The sequence below is a fragment of the Pseudomonas sp. NBRC 111119 genome (assembly GCF_001320125.1).
Classification (GTDB): domain Bacteria; phylum Pseudomonadota; class Gammaproteobacteria; order Pseudomonadales; family Pseudomonadaceae; genus Aquipseudomonas; species Aquipseudomonas parafulva.
Map to the genome: position 1 here is coordinate 53,521 of NZ_BCAV01000026.1, position 20,018 is coordinate 73,538.

The following is a 20,018-nucleotide window of genomic DNA, read 5'->3' on the forward strand; positions in this document are numbered from 1 at the left end:
GTCAGCTGCGCAGGCGTTCGATCAGCGGCAGGCTGTCGATGGCAGGCCGGGCAAAGTAGTAACCCTGCATAAGCTCAATCCCCAATGCCGCCAGTGCATCACATTCAGCTTCAGTCTCCACGCCCTCCGCCACCAGGAGGATACCCAGCCGCTGAGCGACCAACACGATCCCCGCAACGATGGCTTGGCGAACAGGGTCGCGGCACAGCTTGCGTGTCAGGGCCATGTCCAGTTTCAACAGGTCGGGCTGGAACTCTGCCAGCAGGTTCAGCCCCGAGTAGCCTGAGCCAAAATCGTCGATGGCGGTGGTGAAGCCTTGCCGCCCGTATTCGCGAAAAATTGACTTCAGGTGCTCGGTATCTTCCACCCGCTCACCCTCGGTGACTTCGAAGATCAGCCGGTCGGCCGGGAAGTCGAACTGCCGTGAGGCCTCCAGCGTTGCCCTGATGCAGGTACTGGGGCGGTAAACCGCATTGGGCAAAAAGTTGATGCTGAGCTTGCACGCCTCCACACGGTTGAGCCCCAGTTCGGCGGCCTTCTCGATGGCTTTGACACGGCAGGCCTGGTCGAAACGGTAAAGGTTTTCAGGTGTGACCTTGGCCAGGATTTCTCCCGCGCCCTCCCCTGCCAACCCCCTTACCAGTGCCTCGTAGGCGTAAGGCTTGCCAGTGGGCTGGTGGACGATGGGCTGGAACGCCATGGTGATGCCAAAACCCAGGTCGGCCAGTTCTCGGCATTGTTTGCAACCGATCGCTTCGAAGGGCTGGGGGAATATGAGCGCGGGCATGTGGCCTCCTACAGCGTCTTGAGCGGTACGTGTGCGGATGTGAGTCTGGTATGCGCTTGGACCGCGGGAATGGGCATACGTGCAGGGAGTGGGGGCAGAAAGTAGCAAATTGCCATATCTGGAAGTTGACAGTGGGCTGCATAGCAGCCCCTGTCAAGTTGGGGAGACGCCGATCACTGAACTCAGAGGCCGTTGCTGCTGGCCAGAATATGCGAATGCATCCCCCCGTCTACCGCCACATTGGTGCCGCGCATCCAGCGCGAACCGTCGCTTAGCAGAAAGGCCACCACCGGAGCAATGTCGCTGGCACGGCCAGGCCGGTCCATGGTTTTCATGTCTTCCTCGGCGCGGGCGCCCAGGGTTTCGATGAAGTCCTTGAGAATCGGCGTGTCCACCGGGCCCGGGCTTACCGCATTCATGCGAATACCCCGTTCGCGCCAAGTCCAGCGGTGCTGCAGGGTCCAGGCGATCAGTGCTTCCTTGGAGAAGAAGTAGCTACGCGCCCCCACGATCTCATGGCGGGTGCAGAAGGCCGCGGTACCGGAAAAGCTCAGGTGCTCGCTGTCGTGGATGGCCGTGACCGACTGTGGCCAGCCAACACCGGCCAGCGATGCCAGGTTGACGATGGCGGCATTGTCGGCCAGTTGCGGTACCAGGCCGAGGGTCAGGTACTTCAGGCCCACCAGGTTGACCTTGAGCACCAACTCGGCATTGAGCGTGGGTGGCAACCCCGCGATGTTGGCCAGGCCATCGATGCCGTCCGGCAGTTGGCCGAGCAGGCTGTCGATGGAGGCCTGTGACGACAGGTCGGCCTGGATGAACTGGTCGACCTCGACCTTGGGCCGGTTGATGTCCACGCCAATGACGCAGGCGCCCTGGGCACGTGCCAGTTGCGCAGTTTGTTCGCCGATGCCAGAGGCGACACCGGTAATGACCAACTTTTTACCGTTGAGCATGAGCATTCTCCGTCAGCATCAGAAGGGGTAGCGGCGCGGGCTGCCTTGCACGCTGACCCAGTGATCGGTGGTGAATTCCTCGATGGCCCAGTCGCCGTTGAAGCGCCCGAGGCCCGAGTTTTTTTCACCGCCGAACGGCGCATGAGCCTCGTCATTGACCGGGATGTCGTTGACGTGGGTCATGCCTGCCTTGACCTGGCGGGCGAAACGCACGGCACGCTCAAGGTTACCGCTGAACACAGCGCTGGACAGGCCGAACTCGCTGTCGTTGGCCAACGCCAGGGCGTGAGCTTCGTCACGGGCCCGCTGAATGCCCACCAGCGGGCCAAAGATCTCTTCGCGGGCGATTTCCATGTCCTTGGTAACGTCGGCAAATACGTGGGGCGGCAGTAACTGGCCCTGTACGTCACCTTCCACCACCACACGGGCACCCTCCTCCTTGGCACGCGCCACCTTCTCCAGCAGGCCTTGCAGCTGCTTGGCGTTGATGATGGGCCCGACCACCGTATCGGCGTCATGCGGGTTGCCCACTTTCAGCGCCTTGACGCGCTCGGCATAACGCTCGACGAAGGCATCGTGCAGGGCGTCTTCGACGATGATGCGGTTGATCGCCATGCAAATCTGCCCCTGGTGCAGAAACTTGCCCATCACTGCTGCATTCACCGCCTGCTCCAGGTCGGCATCGGCCAGCACCACGAACGGGCTGTTGCCACCCAGCTCAAGGGCCACGTGCTTGAGGTGCTGGCCACCGGAGGCCAGGCGGCCGATGTTCAGGCCCACCGGGGTGGAACCCGTGAACGAGATGAACTTGGGCACCTCATGTTCGACGAAGGCGTTGCCGATCTTGGACCCGGCGCCTACCACCACACTGAGCAGTCCCGCGGGCAGGCCGGCAGCCTCGTAGAGGCTGGCCAACAGCAGCCCACCGGTCACCGGCGTATCGCTGGCCGGCTTGATCACCACCGCGTTGCCCAGCGCCAGGGCGGGTGCCACGGAACGTTGCGACAAGTGCAGCGGGAAGTTCCACGGGCTGATCACGCCCACCACGCCCAGCGCCTCGCGGTACACGCGGTTCTCCTTGCCCGGCACGTTGGACGGCAGCAGGCGGCCGTGCACGCGCGCTGGGAACGACGCCGACTCCAGGGTGATACCGCGGGCTGCGCCCCACTCGATCTGCGCCTTGATGCGGGTACTGCCAGACTCGCGGATGATCCAGTCGATGATCGCTTCGCGGTGCTCATCGAACAGTTGCACCGCTCGGTGCATCACGGCAGCTCGTTCGGCCGGGCCGGTAGCGGCCCATTTCACCTGCGCTTCAGCGGCCTTGCGGTAGGCCTCGTCAAGATCATCGCGGTCCGCCTGGACGATCTGTGCCAGTTGGCTGCCATCGAACGGGTTGGTCACGTGCAGCACACTGCCATCGCGGCCGTCGCGCCATTGGCCGGCAATGAACTGCTGGGAGAAGACAGGGAATTGCGTGGCAAGGTGAGTCATGAGTTACCTCTTATAAGAATTGCGCTCATCGTCTGATAAGTCGTCGATCGCACCGCCAGGGGTGTCACTCCACCGGCTCGTAAGGCAAGCCAACGTAGTTCTCGGCGATGGACTTGCGCCCAGCCTCAGAGCCTACGTAATAGTCCAGTTCAGTTTGTTGCATGCGCTGGCTGAAGGCGTCGGTGCCGGGGAACTGGTGCAGCATCGAGGTCATCCACCAGGAGAAACGCTCAGCCTTCCAGACCCGGCGCAGGCAGATCTGCGAGTAGCGTTCGAGCAGGTCCTGGCGCCCTTCGCGGTAGTACTTGAGCAAGATGTGGTACAGCGTGCTGACGTCGCTGGCAGCCAGGTTAAGCCCTTTGGCACCGGTGGGCGGCACGATGTGCGCGGCATCGCCCACCAGGAACAAGTGCCCGTATTGCATAGGTTCGACCACGAAGCTGCGCAGCGGCGCGATGCTCTTTTCGATGGACGGGCCCGTGATCAGCTTGTCGGCGACCGGCTTGGGCAAGCGGCTTTTCAGCTCGTCCCAGAAGCGCTGGTCGGACCAGTCCTCGACTTTTTCTTCGCTGGCGACCTGCACGTAGTAGCGGGTGCGGGTTGGCGAACGCATGCTGCACAAGGCAAAGCCGCGCTCGTGGCTGGCGTAGATCAGCTCGTCATTCACCGGAGGCGTATCGGCCAGTACGCCCAGCCAGCCGAACGGGTACACCCGCTCGAACTCCTTGAGCACACCGTCAGGGATCGATTTGCGCGAAACGCCGTGGTAACCGTCACAGCCAGCGATCAGGTCACACTCGATGCGGACCGGCTGGCCATCCTGAACGAAGGTGACATAGGGTTTCAGGCCCTTGAGTTCGTGCAACTGCACGTCGGCCGCATCGTAGTAGGTGGGAGCACCGCTGGCACTGCGCGCTTCCATCAGGTCGCGGGTGACCTCGGTCTGGCCGTAGATCATGACGGTCTTGCCGCCCGTCAACTCGCGCAGGTTGATGTGTTCGACGCGGTTGTCGAACGCCAGTTCGAAGCCGTCGTGCACCAACCCTTCGCGGTCCATGCGTTCGCCGACACCGGCTTCACGCAGCAGGTCGACCATACCCTGCTCCAGCACGCCGGCACGGATGCGGCCAAGCACGTAGTCGGGGCTTTGGCGCTCGATGATGATGTTGTCGATACCCGCCTTGTGCAGCAGCTGGCCCAGCAGCAGCCCGGACGGACCGGCACCAATAATGGCAATTTGAGTCTTCATTGTTTTTATCCTCATGAGCCGACAGGCTCTGGGTTACGATTTGTCGTTCTGTATTTTTCGCAGATAAAGCTCCCAGAAGAAGGCAATTTCTGCTTTATTTGTTGGACTTTTCGAGGATTACCGAGGATTGCGTATGTTGGCTGCCAAGGGTGTTCCAGTCTTCAAGCTGTATGGCGAGACGTCCTGGCCAACCCCGGACCTGATCCACTGCGAGTCCATCCCCGAGCGCAGCCGCCTACACGACTGGGAAATCAAGACCCACCGCCATGGCGACCTTGCCCAGTTGCTGTATGTGCAGGCCGGGCAGGCCCACGTGCTGGTCGAAGGCGTTGAGCAGCAGATCAGCGGCGGCGCCTTGCAGGTGGTACCGGTGATGAGCATTCATGGCTTTCGCTTTTCCGAAGATATACAGGGCTATGTGATCAGCCTGGCCAAACCGGTGCTGGAGCGCTTCACGCCGTTGCTCGAAGGCAAACCCATGGCCCAGGCCGAGTGCTACTGGGCAGGTGACGACCGCCGCTACCTCGATGACCTGTTTGGCCAACTGACCGAGGAATACCTCCAGCAGCGCCCGGAGCGCGATCTGATGCTGCAGTCGGTGATCTGCGCGCTGCTGGTGTGGCTGTCGCGCCGCTCACGCGAACGCGTGCAGCACATCGCCAAACCCAGAGAGCGCGGCCAGCAGCACCTGGACCACCTGACGCAGTTGATCGAGCGGCACTTTCGCGAGCACCAGCAGATCGAGCACTACGCCCGGCAGATCGGCGTCAGCGTCGCTCACCTCAACGCCCTGTGCCGGCAACTGACCGGGCAATCGGCGTTACAGCAGGTGAACCAGCGGGTGGTGCTGGAGGCCAAGCGCAACCTGGTGTACACCTCCATGACCATCGGCCAGGTCGCCGACAGCCTGGGCTTTGCCGAGCAGGCGTATTTCTCGCGCTTCTTCAAGCGGGCCACCGGGCTGACGCCCAAGGCGTTCCGCCTGCAACGGCGCGAGGCCTAGCCTTCGCTGGCTTTGACCAGGTTGTACAGCGCCTGCAGTACCGGCGTGGCTACGCCCACACGCTTGCCGTGAGCGACCACGGCGCCATTGATGAAATCGATCTCGGTTTTGCGCCCGGCTTCCAGGTCTTGCAGCATCGACGGCTTGTGCTGTTGGTGATTGCGCACCGCGTAGTCCACCGACGCGCGCACCCTCTGGCCATCGACAGCGATACCGGCAGCCTTGGCGACCGCTACCGTTTCATCCAGGATATCGCCAAGCACCTGTCGGCCCTGCTCGGTGCTGCCCACCGCGCCGACAGTCTGGCGAGTGACGGCGCACACCGAGTTGAGCGCCGCGTTGAACGCCACCTTTTCCCATATGGCCACCTGCACTTGCGGGTCGGCTTCACAGGGCAACCCGGCCCGGCTGAACACGGCCGCCACCTCATGCACGCGCTGCGCGTCCTTGCCACTGCCAGCCCAGAGGTTGATGTGCCCTTCCCCATGACTGTGCACCACACCTGGCGCCACCAGGTCTGCCGGCAAATTGGTCATGCCCACGATCACGCGTTCGGCAGGTACCACGCCGGCAATGATCTCGGCATTGCCTAACCCGTTCTGCACCGACAAGGCCCAGGTGTCGGGGCCTACCAGGTGGCGCACCGAGTCGATGGCTGCGGCGGTGTGAAAGCCTTTGGTGAAGATCACCAGCAAGTCGAAGTGCCCTGACAACTGCGCAGCGCGGCTGATCGGGATCTGCACGGTGGTTTGCACATCCGGCGTTTCCAGCCGCAGCCCCTGGCGGGTAATGACCTCGATGGCGTGGTCGGAGGCTTCGACGAGTGACACAGCCTGCCCTGCCAACGCCAGGCGCGCACCGAATAACCCGCCCATTGCCCCTGCACCCACAATCGCAATTTTCATCGCTGCTCCTTCGGATAGATGAATCGACACAGGAAAAAACCCAAGGGGAACTCACGTTGTTGAAACGGCACAATCTACCGGGTCAGGTCAGGAACGCGCCTGCAGCGCCCGGCCCGGTGCAGCAGGCACGGCAGCGCGGCGCTTGCGAATCATCGCAATGGCGAAGATCGCCACCGCCCCAGGCGCGGCGCACAGGATGAAATTGAGCTGCAATGGCAGGTTCATGCTCATCATCACCCCGCCCAGGGTCGGCCCGGCAACGCCGCCAAAGCGGCCGATTGCCGAGCACCAGCTGACCCCGGTGGCGCGAATCTCGCTGGGATACTGCTGGGCGGCGAAGGCGTGCATGACCGCCAGGGTGCCGATGGTGGTAGCGCCGGCAATCAGCAACATGATGTTCAGCAGCACCGGGCCGGGCTTGACCCCCAGGATGCACAGCGACACCACGGCAAGCAGGAAGAACAGCATCAATGTTGGCTTGCAGCCCCAGCGGTCGGCCAACCAGCCACCGCCCAGCGCACCGATGGTGGCGCCGATGTTGAGGGTGACCAGGAACATCAGGCTCGAGCCCAGCTCGAAGCCACCGGCGACCATGATTTTCGGCAACCAGGTGTTGAGGCCGTAAACCATCAGCATGCACATGCCAAAGCCCAGCCACAGGAACACAGTGCCAACACCCCGGCCTTCGACGAACAAGCGCGAGAGCGGCGCGGCAGATGATGTTCTGACCGGCGCTTCGAAACTGACCTGGCTGCTGGTCACCTGTGGGTCAATGCGGGTGAGCAAACGGCTTGCGCCAGCCGGGTCCTTCTCCAGCAGGTAGTGCAGCGACTCGGGCAATTGCCGCGCCAGCCAAGGCAGGCACAGCAGTGGCAGCCCACCGATGATGAAGGTTGCTTCCCAGCCGTAGCGCGGGATGATCAGCATGGCCACCAGCGCAGAGATCATCGCGCCGATCGAATAGAAGCTGAGCATGATGGTAGTGAGCGAACTGCGCCGGGCGGTGGGCGCCAGGTCGTTCATCAGGGCAACGATGTTGGGAATCGCGCCGCCCAGGCCTACGCCGGTGACGAAGCGGGCCAGGGCAAAACTCGGCGCGTCCCAGGTGAACGCCGTCATCAGCGCGCGCAGGCTGGCAAGGCCCATGGAGCAGATGATCACCTTGCGCCGGCCAAGCCGGTCCGCCAGCGGGCCGACCACCACAGCACCGAACATCATGCCGAACAGCGCCGCGCTGCCCATCCAGCCGGCGATGACGGGCGTTAGCGCCCACGCCTCCATCAGCCGTGGTACCACCGAGCCGTAGATGACCAGGTCGTAGCCGTCGAACAGCATGATGAAAGAGCACCAGAACAGCAGTGTGTAATGAAGTTTGCCGAGGGGCGCGGCCCCTGCGACGTCCAGCGCACGTTTTTGGGTCATGGCGATGTCTTCTTGTTGTTATGTAAATGGGTGCTGAGGGATTCGATGGCCCCCAGGCTGCCGATCAGTGAGGTTCAATGGTGACAGTCGGCACCTCGATGAGGGTCGGTTCGTTGGCATCCAGCGCTGCGCGCAAAGCGGCTTCGAAACTGGCGCAGGTGTCGGTGTGCACCGCCTTCACGCCATAGCCCTTGGCGATGGCGCAGAAATCCAGGCCAGGCACGTCCAGGCCAGGCGCGTCTTCGGCCTTGAGCACCCCGGCGAACCAGCGCAAGGCACCGTAGGTGCCGTTCTTGAGGATGATGAACACCACCGGCACGCAGTACTGGGCAGCGGTCCACAGGGCAGTGATGCCGTAGTTGGCAGAGCCATCACCGATCAGTGCGACTACCCGGCGCTGCGGTTGCGCCAACTGCACGCCCACCGCCGCGGGCAGGCCAAAGCCCAGGCCGCCGGCGGCAGGGAAGTAATAACTGCCCGGGTGCCGCAGGTTCATGCGCTGCCAGAAGGCGCTGGTGGTCGAGGTGGATTCCTTGACGTAGATGGCGTCGTGCGGGGCTACGGCATCCAGCACATCGAAGAGGGTTTCGGGGCGCAGGTGGCGAGGCTCGTCAGCCACCGGGGGCGGCACGGGCAGTGCCTCAGGGTAGCTGCGCGACTGCTGCGCCACGCCGCCCGCCAGCGCCTGCAGGGTGACGGCAATGTCGCCAATCAATGCATCACCCATCGGCGCACGGGCGGCTTCCTGCGGGTCGGAGGTGATGTGCAGCAGCCGAGCACCGGCAGGCAGATAGTCACCCGGGGCAAATTGGTGATAACGGAACACCGGGGCGCCAACCACCACGATCAGGTCGTGGCCGTCGAGGGTCTTGCTGATGCCGGCGATGGCCGCCGGCAGTACGCCCCGAAAACTGGGGTGGCGGGTGGGGAACGGGCAGCGCGAGGCCGACGGCGCTATCCACACCGGCAGGTGCAGCTTGTCGGCCAGGGCAACTGCCGCCGCGTTGCTCTGCGTGGCATCTACTTCCGGCCCCAGCACCAGCACCGGGTTACGGGCCTGGTTCAGCTGCCCGATCAACGCTTGCAACTGCGCAGCATCGGGCGTGCCGGCAACCTGCACCTGGCGCTCGAACAGGTGCTCCACACCCGGTGCGCAAGGTGCATCCCAATCGTCGTACGGGATGGACAGGTACACCGGCGCTTTCGGCGTGGTGTTGGCGTAGTGGATGGCCTGGCTCAGCGCGCGGGGCACGTCCTGGGCGTTGGCGGGCTCGTAGCTCCACTTGACCAGCGGCTTGGGCAATTGCACCGCGTCGACGTTGGCCAGCATGGCTTCCACCCCGATCATCGGCCGCACTTGCTGGCCAGCGGTGATCACCAGCGGGCTGTGCGAATACCAGGCGTTGGTCAGCGCGCCCATGCCATTGCCGGTACCCGCGGCAGCATGCAGGTTGACGAAGGCCGGCTTGCCGCTGGCCAGTGCATAGCCGTCGGCCATGCCCACCACCGCGCCTTCGTGCAGGCCCAGCACATACTGGAAGTCCTCGGGGAACGACTTGAGGAATGGCAGTTCGTTCGAGCCTGGGTTGCCGAAGAGGGTAGTCATGCCATGGCGCCGAAGCAGCGTGTAGGCGGCGGAGTGAATGGTTTGCATGAGGCTAGGGTCCGCGTATGTCTTGAAGCTTCCACTCTATGAACGGCCTATAGATCGATCAAATAAATGTTTTAGTGATGCTGTATAAATACTGCCTATGTTAGTGAGCGCGCCAGCTACGCGCTCGCCCCCTCACCCGCCACCCGTGCACGGACAACCACGACCATGGCCAGCTTCGACCTCAACCTCATCACCACTTTCATCACCCTGTACGAAACCCGCAGCGTGACCACCACGGCGCAGCGGCTGTTCGTTACCCAGCCGTCGGTGAGCTACGCCTTGGCCAAGCTCAGGGAGCAGTTCGATGACGCTTTGTTCGTGCGCAACCGCCAGGGCATGCAACCCACCCGGCTGGCCACCCAGCTCTACGGCAGCTTCAAGGAGGCTTCCCGCGCAATCGACTCGGCGGTGGGCGAGGCACGCAAGTTCGACCCCGGCCACTCACAGCGACAATTCCGCCTGGCCCTATCGGACCTGGGCGAGATGGCACTGTTACCTCGGCTGATGGATTGCCTTGGCCGAGCAGCGCCGAACATCGAGCTGGAAGTCGTGCCCCTGGAAATTGACAAGGTTGGCACCTGGCTCAACGACGGTCATATCGATGCCGCTATCTGCAGCCAAAAGCTCAGTGACAACGGCGTGGTTTCCCGCGTGCTGATGAAGGAGCGTTATGTCTGCCTGCTCGATGCCGCTCACCCCCGCATTGGGGATGCCATCAACATGCAACAGTTCCTCGCCGAACCCCACGTGCTGGTTACCCGCACCTCTGGCCATGGCATGGCCGAAGATGCGCTGAAACGCCTGGGCGTGGAGCGCCGGATAAAACTGCGGCTGCCCCATTTTTCGGTGCTTCCACGGCTGATTCCCGGCAGCGACCTGCTGGGCATTCTGCCCAGCCAGATTGCCGAAAGCTTTTGCGAAATGCCGTTACCCAGAAAGCTCAAGACCCTCGAACTGCCATTCGACGTACCGAGTTTCGAAGTGTCCTTGCACTGGCACTCGCGTAGCGCCCAATCCACAGCCCTGACCTGGTTCCTGCGGCAGTTACAAACCAGCCTTGGCAGCCTGGATGCCCAGAAACTCACCGCGGTCAGCGACACGGGTACATGACCGCCAAGCTACAGTGGGCTGTTGAACAACGGTTCGTTAATCGCCCACAAGTAGCCCACGCCTCTCGGCGGCGTTTCCGGGTTAAGTCAAACTGTCCGGAAATTGCAATCCGTTTCAGGCGCTATTCGGATTATTACCATCCCTCGTGCCGAAACTTTCATCTGAACTCACGGGGAGTCCCGCTTTGATCGACAAAACGCATTCGTCCATCGCCAGCGCCTTGGCAGGCATCACCGACGGATCAACCCTCCTGATCGGTGGTTTCGGCAACGCAGGTATGCCCTCTGCACTCATCGACGGGCTGATCGCCCTGCGGCCTCGTGAGCTGACCATCATCAGCAACAACGCGGGTAACGGTGACACCGGCCTGGCCGCCTTGCTCAAGGCCGGCTGCGTGCGCAAGATCATCTGCTCGTTCCCGCGCCAGTCAGATTCCTACGTGTTCGACGCCCTGTACCGCGCCGGCGAAATCGAACTGGAAGTGGTGCCCCAAGGTAACCTGGCTGAACGCATTCGCGCCGCGGGGTCAGGCATTGGTGCCTTCTTTTCACCGACGGGCTACGGCACCCTGCTTGCCGAGGGCAAGGAAACCCGTGAAATCGATGGCCGCCAGTATGTTCTGGAGATGCCGCTGCATGCTGACTTCGCCTTGATCAAGGCGCACAGAGGGGACCGCTGGGGCAACCTGACCTACCGCAAGGCCGCACGCAACTTCGGACCCATCATGGCCATGGCCGCCAAGACCGCGATCGTTCAGGTTGACCAGATCGTCGAGCTGGGCGAGCTGGACCCGGAACATATCATCACCCCGGGTATTTTCGTCCAGCGCGTGGTTGCCGTCCCTGACGCCACCACCGCTCCAATCGCTCACGTATCCTGAGGCCTGCCATGACCATCAACAAAAAGCTCTCCCGTGCCGAAATGGCCCAACGCGTGGCCGCAGATATCCAGGAAGGCGCCTATGTGAACCTGGGCATCGGCGCGCCCACCCTGGTAGCAAACTACCTGGGCGACAAAGAAGTGTTTTTGCACAGCGAAAATGGCCTGCTGGGGATGGGACCAAGCCCGGCACCTGGCGAGGAAGATGACGACCTGATAAACGCCGGCAAACAGCACGTGACGCTGCTTACCGGTGGCGCCTACTTCCACCATGCCGACTCGTTCTCGATGATGCGTGGCGGCCACCTGGACATCGCCGTGCTGGGGGCGTTTCAGGTCTCGGTCAAGGGCGACCTGGCCAACTGGCACACCGGCGCCGAAGGCTCGATCCCGGCCGTGGGCGGCGCGATGGACCTGGCCACCGGCGCCCGCCAGGTGTTCGTGATGATGGACCACCTGACCAAGACTGGCGAAAGCAAGCTGGTGCCCGCGTGCACTTACCCGCTGACGGGTATTGGCTGCGTGAGCCGCATCTACACGGACCTGGCTGTACTGGACGTGACGCCTGATGGGCTGAAAGTCGTGGAAATCTGCGCAGACCTCTCGTTCGAGGCATTACAGGCGCTCAGTGGCGTGCCACTGATCGAATGAGTTTTATTGCCTGCCTTGCCTGCAGAGCCGTTAACCATTGACCCCGGCATTGCTCTTGGGCTGGCAGGGCCTGTAAAGGGAAGCTGGCCACTGCCGGTGGCCAGCTTTTACCAGAACGCCTAATGAGGCGTGGCCATCAAGGCTTCATGCCGGCCAGCGACATGGCCAGGCGTACAGCCATGGCCAGGACGCCAAGCGCGGCAACACTGACGCCCCAGATGCCCACCATCCACAGAAGCCTGTTGAACGTACCTGGCGAGGATTGGGGGTTGGGCTTTCTCATCAGTGATAGCCCTCGCCCACCTTGACCTTGCCGCGAAATACGTAATACGACCACGCTGAGTACCCGAGGATGAACGGGATGATGAACAGCGCCCCCACCAAGGCGAAGCCCAGGCTCTCTGGAGGGCCTGCGGCATCCCAGAGGGTCAGGCTGGGCGGTAGCACGTAAGGCCAGATGCTGATGACCAGCCCGGTGTAGCCGAGGAACACCAGCACCAGCGACCATACGAACGGCCCGGCGTGCGGCTCGCCGCGCAGCGAGCGCAAAATCGCCCAGGTGGCCAATAGCACCAGCAGGGGTACCGGCAGGAAGAACCAGAAGTTCGGCAGGCTGAACCAGCGCTCGAAGATGGCCGGGTGCGTCATCGGCGTCCAGATGCTGACCACCAGCATGGTCACCACCGTGGCCAGGGTGATCGGCGTGGCGGCGCGAATGATACTAGCCTGCAGTGGCCCTTCCGTCTTGTACACTAGCCAGGTGGCCCCCAGCAGCGCGTAGGCCACCACCACGCCCAACCCGCAGAACACGTTGAACAATGTCAGCCAGCTCATGACGCCATTGGTAGCGGCGCCATCGACGATCTGATGGCCTTCGATGAACGCCCCCAGAATCACGCCCTGGAAGAACGCTGCGGCGAACGAGCCGGACATGAATGCGCGGTCCCAGAATGGCTTGTGCGCCTCGTCGGCCTTGAAGCGGAACTCGAACGACACGCCCCGCCAGATAAGCCCGGCCAGCAGGCCCAGCGCCGGCAGGTACAGCGCGCTCAGCAGGATCGCGTAGACCTTCGGAAAGGCCGCCATCAAGCCGGCCCCGCCCAGCACCAGCCAGGTCTCGTTGCCGTCCCACACCGGCGCCACGGTGTTGACCATGGTGTCGCGGTGTTCACGGTCACGGATGAAGGGAAAAAGAATGCCAATCCCCAGGTCGAAGCCGTCGGTGATGACATACATCATCACCCCAAAGCCGATGATCAGAAACCAGATCAGCGGAAGATCAATACCCATGACAACGTCTCCCGTCAGTCAATGTGTGGTGTTGGGGGCGGAATAGAGCGACTCGTCCACTGCCGACAGCGGACGGGCCGGGCGCTGGTTGTCAGCGATGTCCACAGGGTGCGGCTCATGTGGCTGTGGCCCTTTGCGCACCAGGCGCAGCATGTAGCCGATGCCCGTGCCGAAGATGCCCAGGTACATCACCACCAGCACAACCAGGCCGATGCTGAGGGTCATTGCCGAATGCTCGGAAACCGCGTCCTTGGTGCGCATCAGCCCATACACCACCCAAGGCTGGCGGCCGATTTCGGTCACATACCAACCCGCCAGCAAGGCGATCAGGCCTGACGGCCCCATCCACAGGGCGAAGCGTGCCAGCATCGGCGACTGGTACAAGCGGCCGCGCCAGCGCACCCAGGCGCCCCAGCCGCCAAGCAGCACCATCAGCAGGCCAAGCCCGACCATCACCCGGAAGCTCCAGAACAGCACGGTGGCGTTGGGCCGGTCTTCACGCGGGAAGTCTTTCAGGCCGGCTATCTGCCCATCCAGCGAGTGGGTCAAGATCAGGCTCGCCAACCGCGGGATCTCGACCTTGAAGCGGGTGGTTTCCGCGTCCATGTCCGGCAGCCCGAAGAGAATCAGCGGTACCCCTTCACCCGGTACGTTGGCCCAGTGGCCCTCGACAGCAGCGATCTTTGCCGGCTGGTGCTTGAGCGTATTCAGGCCATGCACGTCACCGATCAGCACCTGCAACGGCGCAGTGAACAGCAGCATCCACAACGCCATCGAGAACATGCGTTTCACCGCCGGGGTCTTGTTGCCCCTGAGCAGGTGCCATGCGCCCGAAGCGCCGACGAACAGCGCTGTCGACAACATGGCGGCGGTGACCATGTGCGCCAGGCGATAGGGGAAGGACGGGTTGAAGATGATCGCGAGCCAGTCCACCGGGATCACTACACCGTTGACCACCTCGTGCCCCTGGGGCGTTTGCATCCAGCTATTGGAGGCAAGAATCCAGGTGGCCGAAATCATCGTGCCGACTGCGACCATCACCGTGGCGAAAAAATGCAGCCCGCGCCCGACCTTGTGCCAGCCGAACAGCATCACACCGAGGAAGCCGGCTTCGAGGAAGAAGGCGGTGAGCACCTCGTAGGTGAGCAACGGGCCGGTGATGCTGCCCGCGAACTGCGAATAGAAACTCCAGTTGGTACCAAACTGATAGGCCATCACCAGCCCGGACACCACGCCCATGGCGAAGTTGACGGCGAAGATTTTCGACCAGAAGTGGTAGAGGTCGAGGTAGGCGTCGTCTTTTTTCCACAACCACAACCCTTCCAGCATGGCCAAAAATGCCGCCAGGCCGATGGTGATTGCCGGGAAGACGATATGAAACGTCACGGTGAAACCGAACTGTATGCGGGCCAGTTCAAGCGCTGTCAGGCCAGACACGGCTTATACCTCATTACGTTGGGAAAGGCGCTCGAGCAGGGTCCTCGGTCGGGCGTGTTGAATGGCGACTGCGGCTTCCTGCCAACGCACCAGGGGAATGGCAGGCGACACCAGCACACTGCTGAAACCGCACTGCATGAGCATTGCGAACTGGTCGGGCAACAACGGCCCGGCCGCTCGCAGGTCGCCGGTGAAACCGTGGCGTTCGCGCAACAGGCGCGCCAAGGTGAACCCACGGCCATCACGGGATTTTGCAAACTCCACCACGATCAGGGTCAGTTGCCCGAGCACCGCCTGCACCTCTTCAAGCGCCTGGTCGCCGGCCAGCCACAGGCCCTGGGCCGGCAGCCCGAAGCGCATGTGGTAGTCGTTCCATTGCGGCGGGTGCACCACGGTGCTGGGGGAGAAGGAAGGCGTCTCGTCGCAGGCCAAGTAATGCCACGGGTCGTGCTGCGGCAGGCCGTGTCGATCAATGAGCATCACGCAGCACCTCCTTGAACGGCGCTATACCCACCCGCCGATAGGTGTCGAGGAAGCGCTCATCCGCCTGGCGCAGGGCCAGGTAGATATCAATGAGCGCTTCGATCACCTCGGGCACTTGCTCATAAGGCACGGAGCGCCCGAGGATGGTGCCCACCGCCGCGTCTTCCTCAGCGCTGCCGCCCAAGGTGATCTGGTAATTTTCATGGCCTGCCTTGTCCAGGCCCAGGATGCCGATATGCGCTACATGGTGGTGAGCGCAGGCGTTGATGCAACCGGAGACGTTGAGCTTCAACTCACCGATTTCACGCTGGCGGGGGCCATCGAAGCGCTGGGCGATGCGCTGCGCAACCGGCACCGAGCGGGCGGTGGCAAGGCTGCAGTAATCCATGCCCGGGCAGGCGATAGAGTCAGACAACAAGCCCACGTTGGCCGTTGCCAGGCCCGCCGCGCGCAGTGCTTGCCACACCGCGTACAGGTCGCGCTGGCGTATGTGCGGCAGCACCAGGTTTTGCTCGTGGGACACGCGAATCTCGTTCAGCGAGTAAGCTTCGGCGAGGTCAGCCACCTGCAGCATTTCCTCGGCGCTGACGTCGCCCGGAATGCCCCCTGGCGGTTTCAGGGAAACTACCGCACTGATATAGCCAGGCTGCTTGTGCGGGTGGGTATTGGTGCGCACCCAGGCAGCGAATGCCGGGTCTTCGGCGCGTGCAGTCAAATACTCATCGCACAGCCCGGGCAGCGACTCGAAGGCCGGTTGCACGAAACGCGCGTGGATGGCCTGGACGATCTCGGGTTCCAGGTACTGGCGGTCACTCGGCAGGCTGCAGAACTCATGCTCGATCATCTCGATGAAACGGCCGGGCTTGAGTTCACGTACCAGTATCTTGATACGCGCCTTGTACAGGTTGTCGCGCCGCCCCAGGGCGTTGTACACCCGCAGGATCGCCTCGACGTAACGCAACAGGTCGCGCTCGGGCAACCATTGGCGTACTCGCGTGCCGACGATTGGCGTACGCCCCAGGCCACCCCCGGCGTATACCTCGAAACCCACCTCGCCCAGGGCATTGCGCTGCGCAAGGATGCCGATGTCATGAAAGCGCACCGCAGCGCGGTCTTTAGGGCTGCCGGTCATGGCGATCTTGAACTTGCGCGGCAGGTAGGTGAATTCCGGGTGGTCGGTGGACCACTGGCGCAGAATCTCGGCGTGCACCCGCGGGTCGACCACCTCGTCGGCGGCAGCGCCGGCAAAGTGGTCGGTGGTCACGTTCCGAATGCAGTTGCCGCTGGTCTGGATACAGTGCAGATCGGCGTCGGCCAGCACCGACAGTATTTCCGGTGTGTCGGCCAGGTGCGGCCAGTTGAACTGAATGTTCTGGCGCGTGGTGAGGTGACCGTAGCCTTTGTCGTAGGTGTGCGCCACGTAGGCCAGCTGGCGCAGTTGCACCGCGCTCAGGGTGCCGTACGGGATCGCTACCCGCAGCATGTACCCGTGCAATTGCAGGTACAGGCCGTTCATCAGCCGATAGACTTTGAACGCCTCTTCGTCCAGCTCGCCACTGAGGCGCCTGGCCACCTGCTGACCAAACTGCTGCGCGCGCGCCTTGAGGAAGTCGCGCTCGAACGGGTCGTACTGGTAGACCCCTGCCTTACCGGCCGCCATCGGCACGAGCGGCCGTTCACTCGAGGCGCCCGCGCTTGGGCGTGCTGCCTGCGCCTGTTTACCCAGGTCGGTGCGGATAGAGGGCCCCTGTGCCCGCAGCCGCTCGCGCAGGCTATGGGGTACGGGCACGCCGTCTACCAGCGATGCCGCACAAGGCAGCGGGCCAACCACATGGTTGTCGCGTACCCAGGCCTGTGCAGCATCATTGGCGGCAGGCAGCGCATCAGGGCTAAAAACAGCAGCCAGGCACACGCTTTCAACCCATTCATACTGTGCATCCAGCCACACCACAGCACCGTCATCCAGACGGTTGGCACAGATCAGATGGCAGTCGCTCATCAAACATCTCCATGACTGGCAACCCGGAAGCGCTTATGGTTGCAACCTGCAGCGCCATACCGGTGCCTACGCATAAATCCATACTCTATTTGATTGTATGGAATATTTAGAAAACGTATGCCATGATATTCCTGAGCGTATGGATTTACAACTGTAGGAAGTGCTATGAGCCCTCGTGATGAATCGACTTTGACTAGTGAAATTGCCTGGACAAGGCCATTCACCGCAGGATCCGGAGCAAAATACATACAGATAATAGATATGCTGGAAAAATCCATACAATCTGGATTTCTTCAGCAGGGGGATGCCCTGCCCCCGCAACGCACGCTTGCGGCGCACCTGGGCGTCGACCTCACCACCATTACCCGCGCCTACAACGAAGCGCGTAACCGTGGCTTGATCGCGTCGTATACCGGGCGTGGGTCGTTCGTCATGGGGGGCAGTAACCCTGACCTGCCCTTGAACGTCGACCTGGCCATGAACATTCCGCCACAACCGGCCAATGGCTCTATGACCGAACAAGCAGGCAGTGCAATGGCTGAGCTGTTTGCCCGCCATAGCATCGAGGCGCTTTCGATTTACCAGCATGAGTTGCCGCCGCGCTCACTGCTGCACGCTGCCCAAAGCTGGCTGCGCCCTGCCATCGGCGAGCTGAGCGGCGAAGGCCTGGTGGTGTGTTCGGGTTCGCAGGCGGCGATCTTCGCGATACTCAGCGCAAGGACACACCCAGGGGATGCGGTGCTGTGCGACGCCGTCACCTACCCAGGTTTGTTGCTGGCAGCCGAGCAGCTTGGCGTGCAGCTCTGTCCAGTGGCGAGCTGCGCGGACGGCATGCAACCCGACGCCCTGGAACATGCCTGCCAGGAGAGCGGCGCACGGCTGCTGTACCTCAATCCGACGTTCCACAACCCGACGGCGCACACCATGCCATTGGGCAGGCGCCAGGAGATTGCCGACGTGATACTGCGACGCGGCATCACCTTGATCGAGGACGACCCCTACCGCTATCTGCTCGACGATGCCCCGCCACCGATCGCCACGCTCACTGGGCGGCGCAACACCTATTACTTGGCCTCCTTGTCCAAATGCCTATGGCCAAGTTTGCGCACGTCGTTCGTGTTACCCCCGCACGGGGACGATGGCCAGCAATTGCAGCTCAGCCTGCGCGCCTCGAGCATGGGCTGCTCCGCCCTGCTGCTGGCGCTGGTTGAGCAATGGATCAACAGTGGCAGCGCAACGCAGCTGGTGCAGGAAATTCAGCGCGAAACCCGCGCGCGACAGCGGCTGGCGCGCACGCTGCTGTCGCACCCGTACCAGACGCACCCGACCGGGCTGCACGTGTGGCTTGAACTGCCGACGCAGTGGAACCAGGAGCTGTTCACCCATGCGCTGCGCGAGCAGGGGGTGAGCGTGGCCGGCGGGCAGTCGTTTGCAGCGGCTGTACCTGCGCCCAATTGCTTGCGTATATCCTTGGGTGGCGCCAAGGACCAGGCTGAACTGGGGCGTGCGCTGCAGAAGATCGAGGCGTTGCTTAACCAGGATCGTCGGCGTGAGTCGCGAACGTTTGTGTAGGGGGTTGCAGTGCACAAGGCCCGCGTCAGCGGGCTTGTGCAGAAAACCGTTCTTCAAGCGTTTGATGCACGCGCGCCCACTTCACGGAAAGAGAAGCTGCATTGCGCATCAATTCAGATTCATCAACGTTGCAGCAAAACATCTGCGATCGGGTCAGTCGCCGAGATGGCGAGAGCTGGATCGACGAACGTGCTCACCCGCTGGATAGTCTTTTCGGGCTAGCTCTACCAGCCCTCTACCCCACTAAGACGGCTGCTGTAGCAGCACTGTATCCAGGCCCTCATCACACGTCGGAAAATTCAAACCTTGTTCGATGATTCGAAAAATCTCATCGAGCAAATCTGAATAAAGCGTCGAACCGTTCCGCTTCCACAGGTCATGAGCCGCGATGTGTGCATAGTCCAAGGCCCAGACAAGCACATTCGGGCGCATGTCGTGAGCCGGATTCACGCCCATTCGCCCGGCAATCAGCGCAACAATCGAGTCGCGCTTGCTGACGCAATTCTGGAGATTCTTAGCCCTGACCAGGGGGTGACTGCGCAGCAGTTCCTGCAGCGTCATAAAGCGATCGGCGTTAAAACCGTATGAGCCATTCTCGCAGCCGCGGACCACCTCGACGGCCGCACGGTGCAGGGCAGTGAGCGCAGGCTCGTCAGGTGGCCTATTCGACAAGGCGGTCATGAAGTCCTGATGCTCGGCTTCTTGATAGTCGAGTACGACGTCCTCCTTGGAAGCGAAGTAACGGAAGAAGGTGCGCGTGGATACATCGACCTTCTCCGTGATGTCTTCGACGCGGGTTTCATCGAAACCTTTGATGGCAAACAGCTCATAAGCCGCCGTTATGAGCGCTTCACGCAGCTGCAGCTTCTTCCGTTCACGACGACCCACTTCCTCTTTTGCTGGCACACCTACTACCCCCGCATTCGGTCTATGACCGTTGAACAATCAAATAGTATTTCCTCATTATGAAATTTGCGCAATTTTATTAAATTTCACAACGAATAATATGTCTCTTGACACAAACTGTCAGTGAACGCCATTATTTTCGCGTTTTCAGGAAGCCCCCGTTTTTTTACCGGCGGACTTCCTAAGCGAGGAGCTACGCGGTGCATTCCTGTGCAGGAATT

Annotated in this window: 18 protein-coding genes; 5 read left to right on the forward strand and 13 right to left on the reverse strand. The window is 62.1% G+C overall.

What is annotated here, in order from left to right:
* Position 1: 1 nt before the first annotated feature.
* From APH25_RS11820 to pobA, 4 genes are all read right to left on the reverse strand, one after another.
* On the reverse strand, positions 2-787 hold the full coding sequence (locus tag APH25_RS11820; RefSeq protein ID WP_060482072.1) for an EAL domain-containing protein: 786 nt from the start codon (positions 785-787) through the stop codon (positions 2-4).
* 182 nt (positions 788-969) lie between these two features.
* Positions 970-1,743: a coniferyl-alcohol dehydrogenase gene (locus APH25_RS11825; protein WP_060482073.1), complete on the reverse strand. Its 774-nt coding sequence runs from the start codon at positions 1,741-1,743 to the stop codon at positions 970-972.
* An 18-nt stretch (positions 1,744-1,761) separates the two neighbouring features.
* Positions 1,762-3,237, reverse strand: coding sequence for an aldehyde dehydrogenase family protein (locus APH25_RS11830; protein ID WP_028634628.1), 1,476 nt, complete (start codon positions 3,235-3,237; stop codon positions 1,762-1,764).
* Positions 3,238-3,301: 64 nt separating this feature from the next.
* Positions 3,302-4,486: a 4-hydroxybenzoate 3-monooxygenase gene (gene pobA / locus APH25_RS11835; RefSeq protein WP_060482074.1), complete on the reverse strand. Its 1,185-nt coding sequence runs from the start codon at positions 4,484-4,486 to the stop codon at positions 3,302-3,304.
* Between the two features lie 133 nt (positions 4,487-4,619).
* Between pobA and APH25_RS11840 the strand changes: the two genes are divergently transcribed.
* The gene (locus APH25_RS11840; RefSeq protein WP_033728130.1) at positions 4,620-5,489 is read left to right on the forward strand and encodes a helix-turn-helix domain-containing protein; all 870 of its coding nucleotides are present in this window, start codon (positions 4,620-4,622) and stop codon (positions 5,487-5,489) included.
* Here APH25_RS11840 and APH25_RS11845 read toward each other — a convergent pair.
* The 3 genes from APH25_RS11845 to mdlC all read right to left on the reverse strand — a co-directional run bounded on the left by APH25_RS11845 (position 5,486) and on the right by mdlC (position 9,470).
* Positions 5,486-6,394: a ketopantoate reductase family protein gene (locus tag APH25_RS11845; protein WP_060482075.1), complete on the reverse strand. Its 909-nt coding sequence runs from the start codon at positions 6,392-6,394 to the stop codon at positions 5,486-5,488. The two genes, APH25_RS11840 and APH25_RS11845, sit on opposite strands and share 4 nt — an antisense overlap.
* Before the next feature lie 87 nt (positions 6,395-6,481).
* Positions 6,482-7,816 carry an aromatic acid/H+ symport family MFS transporter gene (locus tag APH25_RS11850; protein ID WP_060482076.1) on the reverse strand — a complete coding sequence of 445 codons (1,335 nt, stop codon included), beginning with the start codon at positions 7,814-7,816 and terminating at the stop codon, positions 6,482-6,484.
* Between the two features lie 64 nt (positions 7,817-7,880).
* Complete coding sequence (mdlC, locus tag APH25_RS11855; protein ID WP_060482077.1) at positions 7,881-9,470, reverse strand: benzoylformate decarboxylase; 1,590 nt, start codon at positions 9,468-9,470, stop codon at positions 7,881-7,883.
* A gap of 165 nt (positions 9,471-9,635) precedes the next feature.
* On the opposite strand from mdlC, the gene APH25_RS11860 reads away from it, so the two are divergent.
* The 3 genes from APH25_RS11860 (at position 9,636) to APH25_RS11870 (ending at position 12,110) form a co-directional block, all read left to right on the forward strand.
* Positions 9,636-10,580 (forward strand): LysR family transcriptional regulator, encoded by a 945-nt coding sequence (locus tag APH25_RS11860; RefSeq protein WP_060482078.1) that lies wholly within the window; start codon positions 9,636-9,638, stop codon positions 10,578-10,580.
* Between the two features lie 184 nt (positions 10,581-10,764).
* Positions 10,765-11,460 carry a 3-oxoacid CoA-transferase subunit A gene (locus tag APH25_RS11865; RefSeq protein ID WP_060482079.1) on the forward strand — a complete coding sequence of 232 codons (696 nt, stop codon included), beginning with the start codon at positions 10,765-10,767 and terminating at the stop codon, positions 11,458-11,460.
* 8 nt (positions 11,461-11,468) lie between these two features.
* On the forward strand, positions 11,469-12,110 hold the full coding sequence (locus tag APH25_RS11870; protein WP_028634621.1) for a 3-oxoacid CoA-transferase subunit B: 642 nt from the start codon (positions 11,469-11,471) through the stop codon (positions 12,108-12,110).
* Positions 12,111-12,246: 136 nt separating this feature from the next.
* On the opposite strand, the gene APH25_RS24945 is transcribed toward APH25_RS11870, so the two are convergent.
* The 5 genes from APH25_RS24945 to APH25_RS11890 are packed head-to-tail and all read right to left on the reverse strand — an operon-like array spanning position 12,247 to position 17,319.
* Positions 12,247-12,393, reverse strand: a complete 147-nt coding sequence (locus APH25_RS24945) for a DUF2474 domain-containing protein (RefSeq protein WP_080667881.1) — start codon at positions 12,391-12,393, stop codon at positions 12,247-12,249.
* Positions 12,393-13,400: a cytochrome d ubiquinol oxidase subunit II gene (cydB, locus tag APH25_RS11875; RefSeq protein WP_060482080.1), complete on the reverse strand. Its 1,008-nt coding sequence runs from the start codon at positions 13,398-13,400 to the stop codon at positions 12,393-12,395. The genes APH25_RS24945 and cydB overlap by 1 nt, the downstream gene beginning before the upstream one ends.
* Positions 13,401-13,418: 18 nt before the next feature.
* Positions 13,419-14,837 carry a cytochrome ubiquinol oxidase subunit I gene (locus APH25_RS11880; RefSeq protein ID WP_060482081.1) on the reverse strand — a complete coding sequence of 473 codons (1,419 nt, stop codon included), beginning with the start codon at positions 14,835-14,837 and terminating at the stop codon, positions 13,419-13,421.
* Positions 14,838-14,840: 3 nt separating this feature from the next.
* Entirely contained in the window at positions 14,841-15,317 is a 477-nt protein-coding gene (locus APH25_RS11885; RefSeq protein WP_028634618.1) for a DUF934 domain-containing protein, read from the reverse strand.
* Positions 15,307-17,319 (reverse strand): DUF2849 domain-containing protein, encoded by a 2,013-nt coding sequence (locus tag APH25_RS11890; RefSeq protein ID WP_060482082.1) that lies wholly within the window; start codon positions 17,317-17,319, stop codon positions 15,307-15,309. The genes APH25_RS11885 and APH25_RS11890 overlap by 11 nt, the downstream gene beginning before the upstream one ends.
* Positions 17,320-17,484: 165 nt before the next feature.
* Here APH25_RS11890 and APH25_RS11895 point away from each other — a divergent pair, with 165 nt between their 5' ends.
* The gene (locus tag APH25_RS11895) at positions 17,485-18,891 is read left to right on the forward strand and encodes a PLP-dependent aminotransferase family protein (protein ID WP_060482083.1); all 1,407 of its coding nucleotides are present in this window, start codon (positions 17,485-17,487) and stop codon (positions 18,889-18,891) included.
* A gap of 243 nt (positions 18,892-19,134) precedes the next feature.
* Here APH25_RS11895 and APH25_RS11900 read toward each other — a convergent pair whose 3' ends face one another.
* On the reverse strand, positions 19,135-19,836 hold the full coding sequence (locus APH25_RS11900) for a TetR family transcriptional regulator (protein ID WP_245614749.1): 702 nt from the start codon (positions 19,834-19,836) through the stop codon (positions 19,135-19,137).
* Positions 19,837-20,018 lie beyond the last annotated feature (182 nt).